At 62.3% G+C, this 15,098-nt stretch carries 20 protein-coding genes; 7 read left to right on the top strand and 13 right to left on the bottom strand.

What is annotated here, in order from left to right; genetic code table 11:
* Positions 1 to 149: 149 nt before the first annotated feature.
* Together tcdA and NA647_RS15815 are read left to right on the top strand one after the other, a co-directional pair.
* Positions 150 to 959, top strand: coding sequence for a tRNA cyclic N6-threonylcarbamoyladenosine(37) synthase TcdA (gene tcdA / locus NA647_RS15820; RefSeq protein WP_256058559.1), 810 nt, complete (start codon positions 150 to 152; stop codon positions 957 to 959).
* Between the two features lie 90 nt (positions 960 to 1,049).
* Positions 1,050 to 1,550, top strand: coding sequence for a methyltransferase family protein (locus NA647_RS15815; RefSeq protein WP_256058558.1), 501 nt, complete (start codon positions 1,050 to 1,052; stop codon positions 1,548 to 1,550).
* A 4-nt stretch (positions 1,551 to 1,554) separates the two neighbouring features.
* Here NA647_RS15815 and NA647_RS15810 read toward each other — a convergent pair whose 3' ends face one another.
* The 5 genes from NA647_RS15810 to NA647_RS15790 all read right to left on the bottom strand — a co-directional run bounded on the left by NA647_RS15810 (position 1,555) and on the right by NA647_RS15790 (position 5,122).
* On the bottom strand, positions 1,555 to 1,971 hold the full coding sequence (locus NA647_RS15810) for a SufE family protein (protein WP_256058557.1): 417 nt from the start codon (positions 1,969 to 1,971) through the stop codon (positions 1,555 to 1,557).
* The gene (locus tag NA647_RS15805) at positions 1,968 to 3,170 is read right to left on the bottom strand and encodes an aminotransferase class V-fold PLP-dependent enzyme (protein WP_256058556.1); all 1,203 of its coding nucleotides are present in this window, start codon (positions 3,168 to 3,170) and stop codon (positions 1,968 to 1,970) included. Before NA647_RS15805 ends, NA647_RS15810 begins: the two co-directional genes overlap by 4 nt.
* Before the next feature lie 85 nt (positions 3,171 to 3,255).
* Entirely contained in the window at positions 3,256 to 4,290 is a 1,035-nt protein-coding gene (gene dapD, locus NA647_RS15800; RefSeq protein ID WP_256058555.1) for a 2,3,4,5-tetrahydropyridine-2,6-dicarboxylate N-succinyltransferase, read from the bottom strand.
* Between the two features lie 42 nt (positions 4,291 to 4,332).
* Entirely contained in the window at positions 4,333 to 4,704 is a 372-nt protein-coding gene (locus NA647_RS15795; protein WP_256058554.1) for an ArsC family reductase, read from the bottom strand.
* A gap of 85 nt (positions 4,705 to 4,789) precedes the next feature.
* Entirely contained in the window at positions 4,790 to 5,122 is a 333-nt protein-coding gene (locus NA647_RS15790; protein ID WP_256058553.1) for a thioredoxin family protein, read from the bottom strand.
* A gap of 138 nt (positions 5,123 to 5,260) precedes the next feature.
* Here NA647_RS15790 and NA647_RS15785 point away from each other — a divergent pair, with 138 nt between their 5' ends.
* Complete coding sequence (locus NA647_RS15785) at positions 5,261 to 5,506, top strand: hypothetical protein (RefSeq protein ID WP_181100985.1); 246 nt, start codon at positions 5,261 to 5,263, stop codon at positions 5,504 to 5,506.
* Between the two features lie 10 nt (positions 5,507 to 5,516).
* Positions 5,517 to 5,663, top strand: coding sequence for a hypothetical protein (locus NA647_RS15780; protein ID WP_256047062.1), 147 nt, complete (start codon positions 5,517 to 5,519; stop codon positions 5,661 to 5,663).
* A 41-nt stretch (positions 5,664 to 5,704) separates the two neighbouring features.
* On the opposite strand, the gene dapC is transcribed toward NA647_RS15780, so the two are convergent.
* Genes dapC through purM form a run of 5 tightly spaced genes read right to left on the bottom strand, consistent with a single transcriptional unit; the run spans position 5,705 to position 10,107 of the window.
* Positions 5,705 to 6,901, bottom strand: coding sequence for a succinyldiaminopimelate transaminase (gene dapC, locus NA647_RS15775; protein ID WP_256058552.1), 1,197 nt, complete (start codon positions 6,899 to 6,901; stop codon positions 5,705 to 5,707).
* A gap of 52 nt (positions 6,902 to 6,953) precedes the next feature.
* Positions 6,954 to 7,616 carry a COG3650 family protein gene (locus NA647_RS15770; protein WP_256058551.1) on the bottom strand — a complete coding sequence of 221 codons (663 nt, stop codon included), beginning with the start codon at positions 7,614 to 7,616 and terminating at the stop codon, positions 6,954 to 6,956.
* A gap of 57 nt (positions 7,617 to 7,673) precedes the next feature.
* Positions 7,674 to 8,384 carry a DUF3108 domain-containing protein gene (locus NA647_RS15765; protein WP_256058550.1) on the bottom strand — a complete coding sequence of 237 codons (711 nt, stop codon included), beginning with the start codon at positions 8,382 to 8,384 and terminating at the stop codon, positions 7,674 to 7,676.
* A gap of 8 nt (positions 8,385 to 8,392) precedes the next feature.
* Positions 8,393 to 9,046: a phosphoribosylglycinamide formyltransferase gene (purN, locus tag NA647_RS15760; protein WP_256058549.1), complete on the bottom strand. Its 654-nt coding sequence runs from the start codon at positions 9,044 to 9,046 to the stop codon at positions 8,393 to 8,395.
* Positions 9,046 to 10,107 (bottom strand): phosphoribosylformylglycinamidine cyclo-ligase, encoded by a 1,062-nt coding sequence (gene purM, locus NA647_RS15755; protein WP_256058563.1) that lies wholly within the window; start codon positions 10,105 to 10,107, stop codon positions 9,046 to 9,048. Before purM ends, purN begins: the two co-directional genes overlap by 1 nt.
* A 323-nt stretch (positions 10,108 to 10,430) precedes the next feature.
* On the opposite strand from purM, the gene NA647_RS15750 reads away from it, so the two are divergent.
* The 3 genes from NA647_RS15750 to hda all read left to right on the top strand — a co-directional run bounded on the left by NA647_RS15750 (position 10,431) and on the right by hda (position 13,487).
* Entirely contained in the window at positions 10,431 to 11,564 is a 1,134-nt protein-coding gene (locus NA647_RS15750; RefSeq protein ID WP_256058548.1) for a DUF2066 domain-containing protein, read from the top strand.
* A gap of 124 nt (positions 11,565 to 11,688) precedes the next feature.
* Complete coding sequence (locus tag NA647_RS15745) at positions 11,689 to 12,786, top strand: AI-2E family transporter (RefSeq protein WP_256058547.1); 1,098 nt, start codon at positions 11,689 to 11,691, stop codon at positions 12,784 to 12,786.
* The gene (gene hda / locus NA647_RS15740; RefSeq protein ID WP_256058546.1) at positions 12,783 to 13,487 is read left to right on the top strand and encodes a DnaA regulatory inactivator Hda; all 705 of its coding nucleotides are present in this window, start codon (positions 12,783 to 12,785) and stop codon (positions 13,485 to 13,487) included. Before NA647_RS15745 ends, hda begins: the two co-directional genes overlap by 4 nt.
* A gap of 227 nt (positions 13,488 to 13,714) precedes the next feature.
* Here hda and NA647_RS15735 read toward each other — a convergent pair whose 3' ends face one another.
* Genes NA647_RS15735 through arsC form a run of 3 tightly spaced genes read right to left on the bottom strand, consistent with a single transcriptional unit; the run spans position 13,715 to position 15,073 of the window.
* Positions 13,715 to 14,125 (bottom strand): DUF2069 domain-containing protein, encoded by a 411-nt coding sequence (locus tag NA647_RS15735; protein WP_256058545.1) that lies wholly within the window; start codon positions 14,123 to 14,125, stop codon positions 13,715 to 13,717.
* Positions 14,118 to 14,723: an NAD(P)H:quinone oxidoreductase gene (gene wrbA / locus NA647_RS15730; protein WP_256058544.1), complete on the bottom strand. Its 606-nt coding sequence runs from the start codon at positions 14,721 to 14,723 to the stop codon at positions 14,118 to 14,120. The genes NA647_RS15735 and wrbA overlap by 8 nt, the downstream gene beginning before the upstream one ends.
* Positions 14,720 to 15,073 (bottom strand): arsenate reductase (glutaredoxin), encoded by a 354-nt coding sequence (arsC, locus tag NA647_RS15725; RefSeq protein WP_256058543.1) that lies wholly within the window; start codon positions 15,071 to 15,073, stop codon positions 14,720 to 14,722. The genes wrbA and arsC overlap by 4 nt, the downstream gene beginning before the upstream one ends.
* Positions 15,074 to 15,098 lie beyond the last annotated feature (25 nt).

Genomic DNA, 15,098 nt, shown 5'->3' with positions numbered 1-15,098 from the left:
TGTTGCAAGAGTGGCGCAGGCTTAGATTTGACATACGAGGCCCGCCCTCGGGCGAAGCCTTCAGAAGGGCTGTCACAGCTGACGTTACGGGCTGGGATCGAGGTGAATGTCGGCCCTATAATCGCGCAATGTTCTCCTGGGGTATCGACATGGCTATCGACGATCAGCGATTTGGCGGCATCGCACGCCTTTACGGCGCCGCCGGGCTAGAGCGCTTGGCGGCGGCGCATGTCGCAGTGGTCGGGATTGGAGGCGTTGGTTCCTGGGCGGCCGAGGCGCTGGCGCGTAGCGGGGTCGGCGAGATCAGTCTGTTCGATCTGGACGACGTCTGCATTACCAACACCAACCGGCAGGTGCACGCGCTGGAAGGTGCCGTGGGCAAATCCAAAGTCGATGAGATGGCGGCGCGGATCAGGGCGATTAACCCGGCCTGCGTGGTGCATGCCGTTGCCGACTTCGTCACGCGCGACACCATGGCCGAATACATCACCGAACAGATGGATTGCGTCATCGACTGCATCGACAGCGTGCCGGCCAAGGCCGCGCTGATCGCCTGGTGCAAGCGACGCAAGATTCAGATCGTCGCCACGGGCGGCGCGGGCGGGCAGGTGGATCCGACGCAGATCCAGGTTGCCGATTTGAACAAGACCTTCAACGATCCGCTGGCCGCCAAGGTGCGTTCCCTGCTGCGGCGCGAATACAATTTTTCCCGCACACCGGGCCGCACCTACAGTGTGCCCTGTGTGTTTTCCACCGAGCAGCTGCGCTATCCCAAGCCGGATGGTGGTGTCTGTCAAAGCAAGAGTTTCGTGGGCGAGGGGGTGAAGCTCGACTGTGCGGGCGGTTTCGGCGCGGCGATGATGGTCACCGCCAGTTTCGGTCTGGTGGCGGCGGCGCGCGCCGTCGACAAGCTGGTGGCGGGAGCGCGGCGGCCGGCGGAGCGTGCGCCGATAGGCTAGTCCTGACGCTGTTGCCTTTGCCTTCGTCGAAGGCGAACCGGGGCGTTGCGCTTGTTGTCCCTAGTCTGAGACGGATCGGACGCCATACAAGTGAAAAAGCTGCTCGGCAGAATCGATACCCTGATCTACCTGATCGTCGGCCCGTTCGGCGTGCTCTATGTATTCCCGCGTTTCTTTCTGCAACTGGAACAGCAACTGGGCATTGAGCTGCCGCGCCTGGCAGTTCTGAAATACGCCGGCGTCACGCTAATGAATCTGGGAGGGCTGCTGGCGATTATCTGCGCGCTGATGATGTACCGGCATGGCAAGGGAACGGTCAGCCCTCTATCCGGACCGAAGGCCCTGTTGCGAGGCGGTCCGTACGGATTGGTCAGGCATCCGATGATGTGGTCGGGCACCTTCGTGCTGATCGGCCTGATGTTGATCTACAGCTCGCCGCTGCTGGCGGTGTGGCTGGCGATCTGGGGCCGCTTCGCCGCGGTGTATATCGCGCGTTATGAAGAGCCCTACCTGGAATCGGTGTTCGGTGAGCAGTATCGCGATTACTGCCGACGAACGCCGCGTTGGTTTCCCTGGCGCTCTGCCGGATGAGCCGTTATCGCGTTTGCCGGCTCAACTCGCGCATGCGCGCCAATACTGCGTTCATGCCGTTGCTGCGCGAAGGCGATAGCTGCCGCGACAGGCCGAGCTGATCGAACCACTCTGCGATGTCGAGCTGCCGCAGCTGAGCAGCGTCGAGTCCGTTGACGCGCACTAGGAGAACGGCCAATAGCCCGCGTAGCAGGCGCGCCTCGCTGGTGCCGCGGAAATACAAGAGATTTCCCTGCCGCTCGCCGGTCAACCACAGCTTGCTCTCGCAGCCTGCCACTTGGTTGGTCTCGTTGCGTTCGAGTTCGCTGAGCGGCTCGAGCCGGTCGCCCCATTGCATCAGCAACCGCGCGCGCTGTTCCCAGCCGGCAGCCTGTTGAAAGCCGAGCAGGGCTTCGCTAGCAGAGGGAGGCAGTTCGCTCATCGCAGGATTTCCAGCGCCTGATCCAGTGCTGCGAAGAAGCGCTCCAGATCGGTGCCGTCGTTGTACAGCCCGAGCGATACGCGGATGGCGCCATCGATTCCCAGGGCTTTCAACAGCGGCTGTGCGCAATGGGTCCCGCTGCGTATCGCGATGCCTTGTTCGGTGAGCAGGTGCGCCAGATCACCGTGATGAATGCCGTCTACGGTGAAGCTGGCCAGTGCCAACTGCGGTTCGCCCAGCAGTCGCACGCCTTCACGGGTCGCGAGACCCGCCAGTAAATGTTTATGCAGTGATTGTTCGTGGTCAGCCACTGCCGTTGCGTCCAGTCTGGACAGATAATCCAGCGTCGCACCGAGCCCGATGACCGCACCGATGGGCGGCGTACCGGCCTCGAAACCCAGTGGTGCGGCATGGAATTCGGCGTGCTGGAAATCGGCGACGCGGACCATCTCGCCGCCGTATTGCCAGTGCCTGAGCTTGAGCAATGACTCGCCGCGCCCGTAAAGCGCGCCGACGCCTTCCGGCCCGTAGAGCTTGTGGCTGGAGAGTACATAGAAGTCGCAGGCCAGCGTCTGCATGTCGTGCCGGCCGTGGACCACGCCTTGGGCGCCGTCGACGATCGTTAGCGCGCCGTGAGCCTTGGCCAGTGGCAACAACTCGGCGAGCGGTTGCCAGGCCCCAAGTACATTGGACAGCTGGCTGACGGCAAGCAGGCGAGTTCTTGGTCCGATAAGGCTGGCAGCAGCGTGCAGGTCGATCACGCCGCGATTATCCAGCGGTAGCACCACCAGCCTGGCATTGCGCCGTTTTGCCAGCTGCTGCCAGGGCAACAAGTTGGCGTGATGCTCCAGCGCGCTGACGACGATCTCGTCATCCGCTTCGATCAACGGTTCGAGGCCATAGGCGAGCAGGTTGAGCGCTTCGGTAGCACCACGGGTAAACACGATTTCGGTAGGGCAGGCTGCGTTAAGCCATCGCGCCACTTTGATCCGTGAATCCTCGAAAGCGCGGGTGGCACGTTCGGCCGGTTGATGCTGAGCGCGGTGAACGTTGGCAGTGCCGCAGGTGTAATAACCGGTCAGCGCATCGATCAATGCCTGCGGCTTCTGCGCCGTGGCGGCGCTATCGAGGTACGTCTGGCCCTGGGCTTCGAGAACAGCCAGGGCGGGGAAATCGGAACGCCAGGGAGACAAAAGCATAGCGTTAAGCCTGAAGCTGGAAGCTGGAAGCCCAAGCGATGCGCGGTTGCTTCCAGCGTCCGGCTTATGGCTTCCAGCTAAGCGGTCAGTTATGCGCGTGCAGCGCTTCGTTCAGCTCGATCGCGGACTTGTGGGTCTTGCATTCGACCGCGCCGGTCAGCGAGTTGCGGCGGAACAGTAGGTCGGTCTGGTTAGCCAGCTCGCGCCCTTTCACCACCTTGACCAGCTCGCCTTGCTCGTCGAGCAGGTTCACCTTGGTGCCAGCGGTAATGTACAGGCCGGCTTCCACGGTGTTGCGGTCGCCCAGCGGGATGCCGATACCGGCATTAGCACCGATCAGGCAGCCTTCACCTACGGAAATGACGATGTTGCCGCCGCCGGACAGGGTCCCCATGGTCGAGCAGCCGCCGCCGAGGTCCGAGCCCTTGCCGACGAACACGCCGGCCGAGACGCGGCCTTCGATCATGCCTGGGCCCTCGGTGCCGGCGTTGAAGTTGATGAAGCCCTCATGCATTACGGTCGTGCCTTCGCCCACGTAGGCGCCAAGACGGACGCGTGCGGTGTCGGCGATGCGCACCCCAGCCGGGACCACGTAATCGGTCATCTTCGGGAATTTGTCGACGGAGACGACTTCCAGCAGATAGCCTTTCAGGCGTGCTTCCAGTTGACGCTCGGCCAGTTCGGCCAGATCCACCGCGCCCTGGTTGGTCCAGGCGACGTTGGGCAGCAGCGGGAAGATGCCGGCGAGGTTCAGGCCGTGAGGCTTGACCAGGCGATGGGAGATCAGATGCAGCTTGAGGTAGGCCTCAGGGGTCGAGGTCAGCGCGGCGTCTTCGGCAAGCAGTGTGACCACCAGCGGGCGCTGGCTTTCGGCCAGGCGGGTCAGTAGTGCGTGCTGAGTGCTGTTGATCGATTTGATCGCATCCGCCAGTTGCGCGGCCTGGCTGGTGGTGATGGTGATGGCTTGGTTGCCACCTTCATAGCCGAGCAGCGGGGCGATGGCAGCAACCAATTCGCCGGCCGGTTGCAGCAGCGGCTGCGCGTAGAAGACTTCCAGCCAGCTGCCCTGACGGTTCTGTGTGCCGACGCCGAACGCCAGGCTGAATAGGTTTTTGCTCATGGGGAATCCTTTTATCAATCACGCTCGTCCTGCGAGCGGGTCTCAGTTCTTGGCTGCCAGCTCGGCAGCGTAAATATCCGGCTTGAAGCCAATCAGCGTCTTGTCGCCCAAATCGAGGACGGGGCGCTTGATCATCGATGGCTGGGCCAGCATCAGCTCAATGGCCTTGGCTTGGTCAAGATCAGCTTTCTGCACATCGTCCAGCTTGCGGAAGGTGGTGCCAGCACGGTTGAGTACGGTCTGCCAGCCATGTTCATTGCACCAAGCTTCCAGGTGGGCGCGGTCGATGCCGGCGCTCTTGTAGTCATGGAACTCATAGCTCAAGCCCTGCTGGTCGAGCCAGGTACGGGCCTTTTTCATGGTGTCGCACGCCTTGATGCCGTACAGACAGAGTCCTTTGTGTTGATCGGGCATAACAGCTCCGCATTCTCCGGCCAAACTGGACCGAGGATTATGCCACGATGAACATGAACCTGCCGCTTTGAGCGGCCTGGACGCTTCAGCTTGCGGAGTTGCCCGCCTGGCGCAGCAGGTCCTCGATGGCCTGGGTGCTGATTGGCCGCACTACGCGGCCGAGTTCTTCGCCTTGGCGCATGAGAATCAGCGTGGGCCACAGCTTGACGCGAAACGACCGCCCCAGAGGGCGGCCCGGACCGTCCTCGATCTTCAAATGGCGCAGTGAACGTCCGGCCATGGCGGTAGCCAGCGGCGGTTGCGCCGCACGGCAATGACCACACCAGTCGGTACCGAATTCGAGCAGGGTGAAACCTTCTAGATCGTCGACTTCGTCTCGCGAAGGTGCGCTGGCTGTATAGGTTTCATTCATGGGCATGGCTGGCCTCCTGAGTGTCACTGTTAAGAGTGGGAGTCGCCGCGGCGGCTATCGGTTCAGCCGTGAGGTCGCGAGCGGTCCGACCTTTTTTACACGATGCGTTGTCCATTGATCACACTCGCAACGATGAGGTCATGTATGGCACGCAAGCATTTCGAAAACCATGAGGCCATTTCGTCCGCCGTTCCTGCCGATGATGGATTCGAGGCGGTGATTGCGGTTAAGCGTCGTGATACCGACGACACTGCCCGAGTATTCAAAGTCGCCAATGGCCGGCATTACGATCTCGCGTCCGAGGCCGAAGTAGCAGCTGAGGCGGCGCTGACCAAGGTCCGAGAGGTCAGCAACGACGGTGAGCTGATCTGGGAAGAGAACGCAATCTGAGGAGAGCGCCATGAACGAGCCCGAAAAGCCCGATGTGGGGGAGCATGATGAGCGCGAAGAACCCATCACGGCGGACATTCCGGAGCACATGAAGCCGGAAAATCTTGAGAAATTGCGCGACTACGGCAAGGACATGATTCCGCCAGGCGTCGCCTGAAAGAGGGCCGGACGCCGCCGCGTCCGGCTCCGGCTCTGCCTTCAAAGCGTGGCGATAAATGCGCGGATGCGCTCGGCTGCTTCGACGCAATCGGCGAGCGGCGCCACCAGCGCCATGCGAACCCGATCCTTACCAGGGCTGAAGCCGTCGACTTCTCGTGATAGATAGGACCCTGGCACCACCGTCACGTGTTCGTGGGCAAACAGCTCGCGAGTGAATTGCTGGTCCCCGATGGGCGTTTTCGGCCACAGGTAGAAGCCGCCATCAGGGCGCTGGACATCCATTACCGGCGTGAGAATGTCCAGAACCGCATCGAACTTCTCGCGGTACATCTGGCGATTGGCCTGGACATGCGCCTCGTCGTTCCAGGCGGCGATGCTTGCGAGTTGGGTCTGCACCGGCATGGCGCAGCCGTGATAGGTGCGGTAGAGCAGAAACGCCTTGAGAATATCCGCATCCCCGGCAACGAATCCGGAGCGCAGCCCCGGCAGATTCGAGCGCTTGGATAGGCTGTGGAACACCACGCAGCGTTTGAAATCGTTACGGCCCAGCGCGGCGCATGCGGTCAGCAATCCGGCTGGCGGATGCGCTTCATCGAAGTAAAGCTCGCTGTAGCACTCGTCGGCCGCAATAACGAAATCATGCTCGTCGGCCAGCGCGATCAGCTTCTTCAGCGTGTCCAGCGGCACCAGCGCGCCGGTGGGGTTGCCCGGCGAGCAGAGAAACAGGATTTGCGTGCGCTGCCACATATCGGCCGGAACGGCGTCGAAATCCGGATTGAACCCATTCTCGGCGGTACAGGGCAGGTAATGCGGTGTGGCACCGGCCAGAAGCGCCGCGCCTTCATAAATCTGATAGAACGGATTGGGGCTGAGCACCAGGGCATCCGCGCTGCGGTTGACGACGGCCTGAGTGAACGCAAACAGGGCTTCGCGGGTGCCGTTGACCGGCAGCACGTGGCGCGCCGGGTCGAGGCTGTCGGCCGCCACGCCGAAGCGACGTTCGCACCAGCGTGCGATGGACTCGCGAAGCTCGGGGATGCCGAGGGTGGACGGATATACCGCCAACTGATCGAGGCTGGTAGTCAGCGCCTGGGCAACGAAATCGGGCGATGGATGTTTCGGTTCGCCGATTGATAAAGCGATAGCGCGCTTTTCGCTCGGCGGTTGCACGCCGGCGAGCAGGGCGCGGAGTTTCTCGAACGGATAAGGCTGCAGCAGGGACAGGTCGTTATTCATTATCGGGGTCTTCGAAACGTCGGGAAGCGCGCCGGTACGCGCTTCGATAGATTCATTCGTTGCGCGCGCCGCCGTAGTAGGCGCAGCCGCGCAGGGTTTGGTCGTCGATACGCAGTTCGGCGGTCAGGTGGCTGATTGCGCCGCTGGCACTGTCGACGCAGCGCTGTGGCGCTACCCAGAGATTGAGGCGCTGATCATTGGCCTCGCTGCTGAAACTGGTCTGTCCGCCCGGCAACTGTTCTTCCAGATACGGCACGGCCAGCGGCGCTTCGCCGGGGCGTTCGAGCAGCATGCCGTGCGTGGTGATCCTTACGCTCCAACCTGGCTCGTTGCCACTGGCGCGCAGCGTCAGCTGCTTGAATTCGTCTGCGTCGCAGCCAGGACCTTCGGCCTGCAGGCGATAGACCTGTGTCAGTTGCAGTTGCCTATCGCCATCCCGCGAAATCAGCATGCCGCGTACATCGGCAAACAGCGGTTGGTGGCTGTCGGACATTAGCGCCTGGGCGTCTTCGGGTAGCCCGGTCGCGCCGGTGTCGAGCAGTGCGATCTGGCGTTCGCCCTGACAGGTGCGCAACGACAGCAGGCCGTCGCGATGTATGACTTCGCCCTGAAACCGCTCGGTCGGCTGTTTGCGAGGCTCGTCGCTCCAAGGTAGCGATTGGCAGCCGGCGAAAACTGGCAGCAGGGCGAGCAGCAAGACGCGGGGAAAGGTCATGGTGAGATTCGCTGAAACGGCAGGTGATAACGCGCCGGCTGCCCGGCGCGGCGGCAATCAGTCACCTTTCACGGCTTTGCCGTCGACGGTGCCTTCTTCGAGCATGATCTGGTATTCCTTGCCGTCTTTTTCCACCTGATGCAGGCGGACCAGCATGTAATCCCAGTCCTTGGCGAACCAGAGGATGGTCTGGCGTTTGCTCTGCGTCGGATCACGCACGCGCTCGACCTTGATGGCATCGATCCGGCCTGCCTTGGTGCTGACCTGTTCGTCGCCGAGCACACGGAAGTCGTAGGTTTCGATTTCATCGCCATCGACGACTTGGTAGCTCATGCTTTTTTCGCCCGCCGCCACAGCCTCCTGAAGTGCGATTTGATAGGTGGATTTGTCCAGCAGGCCGCGGTTGAGGGGCAGCTTGACCGGATCGCCACGGTCTTCGCCAACGACCTGCTTGGCCTGCCAATCGAAGTCGTGCTTGATGGTTTTGCCTTTACCCAGGCCGCTGCGCTTGAGGCGGTATTTCTGCGGGATGAGGGTTTCGCCCTCGACGCTAAAGGTGCTGCGTTCATTGAAGCTGGCCACCAGCATGGAGGCTTCGAAATCCAGCTGCCAGGTGTTGCCTTCGAGTTTTTCCAGACTGCGCTGGGCGGTGCCGCTGACAGGCACTTGTTTCCAGTCCGCGGTGTAGCTGGCGGAGAAGGGCTTGAGCTCCAGGGCCTGGGCCGGCAAGGCCAGTACGGCAAGAGCGAGCAGCAAAGCGCGACGCATAAGATCTCCTAGATTCGTATCGGATGGCCGGAAGCCGGCAACGGAATGTCGTCAAGCATCGCGCCTTGCTCGGCAAGGCGCAAGCGGCCTTCGGCAAACCAGCGGACAGCCAGCGGATAGATGATGTGCTCGGCTGCGTGCACCCGATCGGTCAGTTCGCCGATGCTTTCGCCGGGCTCGATATTGAGGCTGGCCTGTATTGCCACGGGGCCACCATCGAGCTCTTCGGTGACGAAATGCACGCTGCAGCCGTGCTCATGGTCTCCAGCTTCAAGGGCGCGGCGGTGGGTGTCCAGGCCCTTGTATTTCGGCAGCAGAGAGGGGTGGATATTGAGCAGACGGCCCTGGTAATGGCGGACGAAGCTCGATGTGAGTATGCGCATGAAACCGGCCAGTACGACCAGCTGCGGCTTGTGCGTATCGATGATCTCGATCAGCGCGGCGTCGAAGGCTTCGCGATCGGCGAAGTCCTTGTGTTGCACCACGTGAGTGGCAATGCCGGCTGCTTGCGCGCGCTGCAGACCGAATGCGTCGGCGCGATTCGACACGACCGCGCGGATACGCACCGGATTATCTTCACCGAGGCTGTCGATCAGGGCCTGCAAATTGCTGCCGGACCCTGAAATCAGCACTACGACGTCGCAGGGCGCGCCGAGGCTCATCAGCGTTGTTTCAGATTGTTCAGCACGACACGCTCGGCATCTGTGCCAGCCGAGGCGATTTCGCCGATCACCCAAGGGCTCTCGCCGGAGTCACGGAGGTTGCCGAGAACGGTCTCGACCTGATCCTGCGCAACGCAAATGACCATGCCGACGCCGCAGTTCAGCACGCGGTGCATTTCATGTTCGTCGACGTTGCCTTTCTCCTGGAGCCAGTCGAACACCGCCGGACGATTCCAGCTGGCGATATCGAGGACGGCCTGACTGCCTTCAGGCAGTACGCGCGGAATGTTGTCCAGCAGGCCGCCACCGGTGATGTGCGCCATGGCTTTGACCGCGCCGGTGTCCTTGATCAGCTTGAGCAGCGGCTTGACGTAGATCCGGGTCGGCGCCATCAGCAGTTCGGTGAGCGATTTGCCGTCGAGCTGGATGTTCTCGATATCGGCGCCGGCCACCTCGATGATTTTGCGGATCAACGAGTAACCGTTGGAGTGCGGGCCGGAGGAGGGCAGGGCGATCAGCGCATCGCCCGCGGTAACCTTTGAGCCGTCGATGATTTCGCTCTTCTCGACCACGCCAACGCAGAAGCCGGCCAGGTCGTAATCTTCGCCTTCGTACATGCCAGGCATTTCGGCGGTTTCACCGCCAACAAGCGAGCAACCGGCAAGTTCGCAGCCGGCACCGATGCCGGTGACCACGGTCGCGGCGATATCCACGTTGAGTTTGCCGGTGGCGTAATAGTCGAGGAAGAACAACGGCTCGGCGCCGCAGACCACCAGGTCGTTGACACACATGGCCACCAGATCCTGGCCGATGCTGTCGTGCTTGTTCAGATTCAGTGCCAGGCGCAGCTTGGTACCGACGCCGTCGGTACCGGAGACTAGTACCGGCTGCTTGTAGCCGGCCGGAATTTCGCAGAGCGCGCCGAAGCCGCCCAGACCGCCCATGACTTCAGGACGCGCGGTACGCTTGGCCACGCCCTTGATGCGTTCGACCAGCGCTTCGCCTGCATCGATGTCGACACCGGCGTCCTTGTAGCTGATGGAGGGTTGCTTGCTCATAATCCGGACCTGTGAAGGAGAGTGCGGGGCGACCGGTGGGACAAGGCTGTTGTCTCGATGCGGCGAGGACGCCGGACCGGTCTACGGAAAGCGCGCGATTTTATCAGGCTTGCCGCACAGCGGCCATCCCGCCCGCGGTTCCCGTGGCATAGATCGGCGAGTATGCGCCGCAGAGTAGTGATGCCCGACGCGCAACTCCGGGGCGCGGCGGTTGCCGCGGTTCAGACGCCTGTTTAAGGTATAGCGCTTGACTCACCGTGGCCGAACCCGATCGTCGTCAGTCGACCGGTAGGCTCCCCATGACTGGCCAGCCAGCGAGTATTTCCATGCGCCTCATTCCCCATCTTTTGGCCCTTTGCTGCGCGGTCGTCTCCGCCCAAGGCATGGCGGCACCTCTCAGTGATCTATACAAGGTGCGTGAACCGGTTGCCAGCCAGCAGCCGGACGAGCGCGAGGAAGCACTGCGCAAGGCGTTCGATACCCTCGTGCTACGCCTTACGGGCGAGCCCGAAACGACAGCTGTTGCGCAACTGCGCAGTGATCCGCAGCAGCTGGTCAGCCGCTACGCCTACGAGGGCGATGCCGTTGTGGTGAGCTTCGATCCAATCACAACCGAGCGCGCGCTGCGGTCCGCGGGGCTGTCGTTATGGGGAGCTGACCGCCCGAGCATCCTGATTTGGTGGCTGGGCGAGTCGGTCAACGGCACGCATCTGGTCGGTGACGCTCAGGAAGGCTCGTCCGATCTACAAGCAGCTGCCCAGCATCGCGGCTTGCCGCTGCGCCTGCCTCTGGCCGATCTGAGCGAGCAGCTCGCAGCCACTGCCGAGACGGTCGCGGCGAAACAGCCTGAGGCGCTTCGCGACGTGTCGGAACGCTACGATGCGGATGGCCTGCTGACGGTGCTTGCGAAGCAGACCGGCGAAACCTGGGAGGCCAGTTGGCGCCTCTGGCTTGGCGACAAGCAGACGCAAGGCAAGGCGAGCGGCGATAGCCGGGCCGCGACCGCCGATGCGGTGATGCTGGCGGTCAGCAAGTTTCTCGCACCGCAATACCGCGTGGCGCCGGGCGAGACCGAAGAAATCACGCTTGAAGTGCTGGGCGCCGATGTCGAGCGCTTCGCCGAATTGGATCGCCTGCTCGAGCCCTTCAGCGCTCGCCTGATACGGGTCGAAAGTGATCGGCTGGTGTACCGCCTCAATGCCAGCTCGGAGCAATTGCGGTCTCAGCTCGCCCTGGCGCGACTGCAGGAAGTGCCGGCTGGCGAGATCGATGCGCAGCCGGTCGATGCCGGTTTGCCGGCGAACGATGCCGACGCGCCGCCGACGAATGCGGCAGTGCCGGTTGCGGGCAGCGACGCTTCTCCGATCGATGCCCAGGCTCCGATCGAGGAGCCGGATCAGCCTGCCGCCGAGCAACGGTTGCAGCCGGATCAGGGCGAGGTATTGCGCTACCGCTGGTGATGCGCCGCGTTCATCAATGCTGACAAGGCGGGCGCTGCACATATGGCGCTCGCTTGGTCATGCTTTCTTACCTTTCGCCAGCAATGGCACTGCGGCTCGAATAACGGAGCAAGGCGTCCTGCCCATGACGATCACTCATACCAACCGCTGGCTATGGCTGGCGGCACTGTTGCTGCTTGGCTGGCTGGTCTATCAGCTGTCACCCATCCTTTCGCCGTTTCTGGTCGGCATCCTGCTGGCCTACCTGGGCGATCCGCTGGTCGATCGCTTGGAGCGCTGGAAGCTGTCCCGCACCTGGGGCGTGATTCTGGTGTTCGCGCTTTTCACCTTGCTGTGCATGTTGCTGCTACTGGTGCTGGTACCGATGCTCGGCAAGCAGCTGATGCACCTATATCAGCTGGCACCCGTGGGGCTCGATTGGCTGCAAATCACGGCGCTGCCCTGGGTGCAGATGCAGTTTGGTCTTGACGAAGATTTCTGGCGCTTCGATCAGATCAAGAGCGCATTCACCGCCAATCTCGGCAGTACCAAAGATGTGGTGGCGATCATTCTCAGTCAGGCGACGGCTTCCAGCATCGCGCTGCTGGCGTGGCTGGCGAATCTGTTGTTGGTGCCGGTGGTGTGCTTTTACCTGCTACGGGATTGGGATCTGATCATGGCCAAGCTGCGAGCCTTGTTGCCGCGGCGCCGGGAAGAGACGGTCATGGCGTTGTTGCGTGAATGCCATGAGGTGATAGGCGCGTTTCTACGCGGGCAGCTGCTGGTGATGCTGGCGCTGGCGGTGGTCTATTCCGCTGGCCTCATGCTGGTCGGCGTCGAACTTGGACTGCTGATCGGTGTGCTGGCCGGTCTCGCCAGCATCGTGCCCTATATGGGCTTCGTGGTCGGGATCGGCGCGGCAGTCATCGCTGTGCTGTTCCAGTTCGGCCTGGAGCCTTACCCATTGCTGGGTGTCGCTGCGGTGTTCACGGTCGGACAGATGCTCGAAGGCATGCTGTTGACGCCGTTGCTGGTGGGCGATCGCATCGGTCTGCATCCGGTCGCGGTGATTTTCGCGGTGCTGGCGGGGGGGCAGCTGTTTGGTTTTACCGGCGTGTTGCTGGCCTTGCCGGTGGCGGCGGTGATCATGGTTCTGCTGCGCCACGTGCATGATCTCTATAAACTCTCCGACCTTTACGCAGAGCCGCCGGTCGTATCGGTCGACCCACCTAGCCAGACATGAAACCCATCCAGCTTCCCCTTGGCATTCGTCTTCGTGACGACGCCACCTTCGCCAACTTCTATCCGGGCGCCAATGCTGCCGCGTTGGGCTATGTCGAGCGGGTCTGTTCGCCCGAGGCCGGCTGGTCCGATGAGTTGATTTATCTCTGGGGCAATACAGGTGTTGGGCGTAGCCATCTGCTGCAGGCCGCTTGTTTGCGTGTTGAGCAGCGCGGCGAACTGGCGGTGTACTTGCCGCTCGCCGACGTGGCCGAGTACGGGCCGGCGTTGCTGGACAATCTGGAGCAGAGCGAGTTGGTCTGCCTGGACGATGTGGATGCCATTGCCGGTGATCCGGTATGGGAAGAAGCGCTGTTCCATCTGTTCAATCGGCTGCGTGACAGCGGTCGGCGGCTGCTGCTCGCGGCCGATGCTTCGCCGCGGGAAATCGCCGTGCAGCTGCCCGATCTCAAGTCGCGCTTGAGCCTCTCGCTGGTATTCCAGCTGCAGGAACTTTCCGACGAGGACAAGCTGCGCGCGCTGCAACTGCGTGCCTCGCGCCGCGGCCTGAACCTGCCGGATGACGTCGGCCGCTTTATCCTCACCCGTGGTGCGCGGAACATGAGCGCGCTGTTCGAACTGCTCGACCGTCTCGATCAGGCCTCACTGCAGGCGCAGCGCAAGCTGACCATTCCGTTTCTAAAGCAAACCCTCGGTTGGTAGCGATTCGGTTGCCAGTGCTGCCAGTGCTGCTGGTGGGCTGAAGCCCACCCTACGGAGGAGTGACGAGGGGTCTGTTGTAGGGTGGGCCGGACGGCGTTCCGCGTCAGCCCACCCAAAAGCCCGTGTGTGAGATGAAAGTACCAGCTGTAGGGTGGGCCGGGCGGCGTTCCGCTTCAGCCCACCGATACTGCGCAGCGATTCCCTCCGCGTTCCCATGCCGCCTCAGCTCAGCTTTCACCCGCCGCTTTTCGCTCGTACTGATAAGCCCAGCGGGTATAGAGCAGGGCGCTGATGAACAGCGTCAGGCTGATGATCGCTTCCAGCCAGCCATAAACCATCCGCGTGGGGTTGATGGCGGCGAGAACGCCTTGGATGAAGTAAAGATTGACGATGAAGCAAGTCCAGGCATGGGCGCGTGGGCTGCCGGAGATTATTCCCGGAGCGACCAGCAGCAGCGGAATCAGCTGAATGCTGACCACCACCCAGGTACGCGCACCGTGCAGGTCGGCGAAGGCCAGATTCCAGATGATCAGCAGCGCGGCAAGGCCAATGAAACTGGCCAGGCTGAGCACTCGGCTGAACTTCAACCGCGGGGCGAGCCATTCGAGCGACGGAAGGGGTTTGGGCTTTCTAGCCACGGTCATTCTCCAAACGCTTGGCGGTCTGCGCGAGGCGTAGGCCCAATGCGCGGCAGAGGCTGATTTCATGCTTGTCCAGCAGGCGCTTGCCGTCTGCGCCAGCATGATGGCTGGCCCCATAGGGCGTGCCGCCGCCCTGCGTCTCGAGCAACGCGTTTTCGCTGTATGGCAGGCCGAGTACCAGCATTCCGTGGTGCAACAAGGGCAACAGCATGGATAGCAGGGTCGATTCCTGACCGCCATGGAGGCTGGAGGTCGAGGTGAAGACGCCGGCGGGTTTGCCCACGAGTTCGCCGGTCAGCCAGAGCCCGCTGGTGCCGTCGAGAAAGTACTTCAGCGGGGCGGCCATATTGCCGAAGCGGGTCGGACTGCCGAGCGCCAGGCCGGAACAGTTCTTCAAGTCGTCGAGCGTCGCGTAGATCGCGCCCTCTACCGGGATCGCTGGCGCTACCGCCTCGCATTCGGCGGAAACGGCCGGCACGGTGCGCAGCCGGGCTTCGAGCCCGGCCTGTTCGACGCCACGTGCGATCTGTCGCGCCATCTCGGCGGTGGCACCGTGGCGGCTGTAATACAGCACCAGAACGTAGGGTGCGCTCATGGCAGGATCTCCAGCACCTTCTCGGGCGGACGGCCGATCACCGCCACATCGCCGACAACCAGGATCGGTCGTTCGATCAGTTTTGGATGAGCGACCATCGCATCGATAATTTCGGCATCGCTGAGAGCAGGGTTGGCCAGGTCGAGGGTCTTGTATTCCTCTTCGCCGCTGCGCAGCAGTTGTCTCGGCCCGACGCTCAGGCGTGCAAGTATCAGCTTGAGTTCGTCGGCGGTGGGGGGCGTTTCCAGATAGCGGACGATCGTGGGGTTCAGGCCGCGTTGTTCGAGCAATTCCAGCGCGCCGCGCGATTTCGAGCAGCGTGGGTTGTGATAAAGAGTCAGTTCGGTCATTTGTGGTTGCTTCACGCCAGGGTAG

Origin of the sequence: Stutzerimonas stutzeri (assembly GCF_024448985.1) — a bacterium.
GTDB lineage: Bacteria > Pseudomonadota > Gammaproteobacteria > Pseudomonadales > Pseudomonadaceae > Stutzerimonas > Stutzerimonas stutzeri_AP.
This window is presented reverse-complemented; position numbering and strand designations above follow the sequence as displayed.

Bases quoted from the DNA above. Each gene is read 5' to 3' on its own strand.
- NA647_RS15750 (WP_256058548.1), top strand. From the start codon at position 10,431: ATGCGCCTCATTCCCCATCTTTTGGCCCTTTGCTGCGCGGTCGTCTCC.
- arsC (WP_256058543.1), bottom strand. From the start codon at position 15,073: ATGACCGAACTGACTCTTTATCACAACCCACGCTGCTCGAAATCGCGC.
- hda (WP_256058546.1), top strand. From the start codon at position 12,783: ATGAAACCCATCCAGCTTCCCCTTGGCATTCGTCTTCGTGACGACGCC.
- tcdA (WP_256058559.1), top strand. From the start codon at position 150: ATGGCTATCGACGATCAGCGATTTGGCGGCATCGCACGCCTTTACGGC.
- NA647_RS15780 (WP_256047062.1), top strand. From the start codon at position 5,517: ATGAACGAGCCCGAAAAGCCCGATGTGGGGGAGCATGATGAGCGCGAA.
- NA647_RS15810 (WP_256058557.1), bottom strand. From the start codon at position 1,971: ATGAGCGAACTGCCTCCCTCTGCTAGCGAAGCCCTGCTCGGCTTTCAA.
- NA647_RS15770 (WP_256058551.1), bottom strand. From the start codon at position 7,616: ATGACCTTTCCCCGCGTCTTGCTGCTCGCCCTGCTGCCAGTTTTCGCC.
- wrbA (WP_256058544.1), bottom strand. From the start codon at position 14,723: ATGAGCGCACCCTACGTTCTGGTGCTGTATTACAGCCGCCACGGTGCC.
- NA647_RS15745 (WP_256058547.1), top strand. From the start codon at position 11,689: ATGACGATCACTCATACCAACCGCTGGCTATGGCTGGCGGCACTGTTG.
- dapD (WP_256058555.1), bottom strand. From the start codon at position 4,290: ATGAGCAAAAACCTATTCAGCCTGGCGTTCGGCGTCGGCACACAGAAC.
- NA647_RS15785 (WP_181100985.1), top strand. From the start codon at position 5,261: ATGGCACGCAAGCATTTCGAAAACCATGAGGCCATTTCGTCCGCCGTT.
- NA647_RS15765 (WP_256058550.1), bottom strand. From the start codon at position 8,384: ATGCGTCGCGCTTTGCTGCTCGCTCTTGCCGTACTGGCCTTGCCGGCC.
- NA647_RS15805 (WP_256058556.1), bottom strand. From the start codon at position 3,170: ATGCTTTTGTCTCCCTGGCGTTCCGATTTCCCCGCCCTGGCTGTTCTC.
- dapC (WP_256058552.1), bottom strand. From the start codon at position 6,901: ATGAATAACGACCTGTCCCTGCTGCAGCCTTATCCGTTCGAGAAACTC.
- purN (WP_256058549.1), bottom strand. From the start codon at position 9,046: ATGAGCCTCGGCGCGCCCTGCGACGTCGTAGTGCTGATTTCAGGGTCC.
- NA647_RS15795 (WP_256058554.1), bottom strand. From the start codon at position 4,704: ATGCCCGATCAACACAAAGGACTCTGTCTGTACGGCATCAAGGCGTGC.
- NA647_RS15790 (WP_256058553.1), bottom strand. From the start codon at position 5,122: ATGCCCATGAATGAAACCTATACAGCCAGCGCACCTTCGCGAGACGAA.